Origin of the sequence: Kocuria sp. CNJ-770 (assembly GCF_001942375.1) — a bacterium.
Taxonomy (GTDB): Bacteria; Actinomycetota; Actinomycetes; order Actinomycetales; family Micrococcaceae; genus Kocuria; species Kocuria oceani.
Map to the genome: position 1 here is coordinate 1 of NZ_MKJW01000039.1, position 2,641 is coordinate 2,641.

The 2,641-nt window shown below is 74.5% G+C and carries 1 protein-coding gene; it reads left to right on the top strand.

What is annotated here, in order from left to right; genetic code table 11:
- Positions 1–375: 375 nt before the first annotated feature.
- Positions 376–2,586 carry an Rne/Rng family ribonuclease gene (locus BJF77_RS01960; protein WP_075871123.1) on the top strand — a complete coding sequence of 737 codons (2,211 nt, stop codon included), beginning with the start codon at positions 376–378 and terminating at the stop codon, positions 2,584–2,586.
- The last annotated feature ends 55 nt before the right edge of the window (positions 2,587–2,641 follow it).

The following is a 2,641-nucleotide window of genomic DNA, read 5'->3' on the forward strand; positions in this document are numbered from 1 at the left end:
CGGACGGCCGAGGCCCCGGATGCCGCCGCCGCGTCCGCGAGGAGGTCCCCGCACGGGCTCCGTGTCGGAGGCCGGCGGCCATGCCCCGGCTGCCGCCGCCCCGCCCACGGGCTCCGTGTCGGAGGCCGGCGGCCATGCCCCGGCTGCCGCCGCCCCGCCCGCCGAGGAGGCCGCCGCTGCGAGCTCCGCGCAGGAACCGGCCGGCTCCGGCCGCCGGCCTGCCGGGGCCGAGGCCGCCGCACCGCCCGCGCCGGACGCCTCCCAGGAGGGTCCCGTGCCGAGCCCGGACGCTCCGGGCAGGAGGAGCCCGACGCCGCCGAGGAGCCGGCGGAGCCCGACTCCGCTCTGGCCGCCGCCGTCACCGCGACCTCTCTCATGTTCCACGCGCCGGACCTCGACGAACTGCGCGAGGCCGCGCAGCAGCGCGCGGCCCGCCGCCGCGAGGCCCGGCGCCGGCAGCAGGAGGAGAACGCGACCGCCGAGGACCCGGGCGACGGGGCCGAGGCCGAGGCGGCGGAGCTCGCCGAGGAGGCCGACGAGGCGGAGCAGAGCACCGGCGGGGGCGTGACCAGCCGTCGCCGCCGGCGCCGGCGGCGCGGGGACGTGGACATGGAGCTGGTGGGCGGCAGCGACGACGACCCGCCCAACACCGTCACACGTGTCCGCGCCCCGCGCGCCGCGGAGAGCGCCACGGTCGACGAGGTCGTGGCGGTGAAGGGCTCCACCCGGCTCGAGGCCAAGAAGCAGCGCCGGCGGGAGTCCCGCCAGACCGGCCGCCGCCGGCAGGTCATCACCGAGGCCGAGTTCCTCGCCCGCCGCGAGTCCGTCGAACGGCGGATGCTGGTGCGGCAGAAGGACAACCGGATCCAGATCGGCGTCCTCGAGGACGGCGTGCTGGCCGAGCACTTCGTCTCCCACACGCAGCAGGACTCGCTGATCGGCAACGTCTACGTGGGCAAGGTGCAGAACGTGCTGCCCTCCATGGAAGCGGCGTTCATCGACATCGGCCGGGGCCGCAACGCGGTGCTCTACGCCGGCGAGGTCAACTGGGACGCCTCCCGCCTCGAGGGCGGGCCGCGCCGGATCGAGGTCGCCCTCAAGTCCGGGGACTCGGTGCTCGTGCAGGTCACCAAGGACCCGGTGGGGCACAAGGGCGCCCGGCTCACGAGCCAGATCTCCCTGCCCGGCCGCTACCTGGTCTACGTCCCGGGCGGCTCGATGACCGGGATCTCCCGGAAGCTGCCCGACGTCGAGCGCGCCCGGCTGAAGAAGATCCTCAAGGACCGCCTGCCGGACGGGGCGGGCGTCATCGTGCGCACCGCCGCGGAGGGCGCCTCCGAGCAGGAGCTCACCCACGACATCAACCGGCTGCGGGCCCAGTGGGAGCAGATCCAGGAACGGGCGGGCTCCACGAAGACCCTGGCCCCGGAGATGCTGTACGCGGAGCCGGACCTGACCATCAAGACCGTCCGCGACGTCTTCAACGAGGACTTCACCACCATGGTCGTCCAGGGCGACGAGGCGTGGGACAACATCGAGGCGTACGTGACCTACGTCGCGCCGGACCTGCTGGACCGGCTACAGAAGTGGGACGAGGACGAGGACCTGTTCGTGAACCAGCGTGTGGAGGAACAGATCCAGAAGGCTCTCGAGCGCAAGGTCTTCCTGCCCTCGGGCGGCTCGCTCGTGATCGACCGGACCGAGGCCATGACGGTCGTCGACGTCAACACCGGCAAGTTCACCGGGTCCGGGGGCAATCTCGAGGAGACCGTCACCAAGAACAACCTGGAGGCGGCCGAGGAGATCGTGCGGCAGCTGCGGCTGCGGGACATCGGCGGCATCATCGTCATCGACTTCATCGACATGGTGCTCGAGTCCAACCGTGACCTCGTGCTGCGCCGGCTGGTGGAGTGCCTGGGACGGGACCGCACCAAGCACCAGGTGGCGGAGGTGACCTCCCTGGGGCTGGTGCAGATGACCCGCAAGCGCATGGGCACCGGCCTGCTCGAGGTGTTCTCCGAGCCCTGCGAGCACTGCGCCGGCCGCGGCGTCGTCGTGCACGACCACCCGCTGGAGGGCCGCACCGGCGGCGTCCCGGGCGAGACCCGGGACCAGCGGCCCAACCGCACCGACCGCAAGCGCAACCGCCGCGGCCAGGGCGAGCAGCAGCCCGCCCGCACGGAGGCACGGAGCGCCGAGCCGGATGCGGCGGAGAAGGCGAAGGCCGAGGCCGCGCGCACGGCGTTCGCGACCATCGCGGCCGCGACCCACCACGAGGCCCCGGAGGAGGCGGAGCCGCCCCGCGCCGAGGAGCCGGCCGCCCCGGCCGAGTCCCGCCCGGAGGGTTCCGGCCGCTCGCGGAAGAAGCGCCGCGGCAAGCGCAGCCGCAACCGCGGCCAGGGCGCGGAGACCGCCGCCGAGCAGCAGGACGAGGGGGACACCGGGTCCCCGGCCGAGCCCGCGCCCGCCGTGGAGGAGCCCGCGGCCGAGCAGGGTTCCCGCCTGACGATCAAGGGCGAGGTCATCGAGCTGCCGCAGGGCCACGCGCCGTCGCCGAGGAGCCCGCCGAGCAGGGTTCCCGCCTGACGATCAAGGGCGAGGTCATCGAGCTGCCGCAGGGCCACGCGCCGTCGCCGAGGAG

Bases quoted from the DNA above. Each gene is read 5' to 3' on its own strand.
- BJF77_RS01960 (WP_075871123.1), top strand. From the start codon at position 376: ATGTTCCACGCGCCGGACCTCGACGAACTGCGCGAGGCCGCGCAGCAG.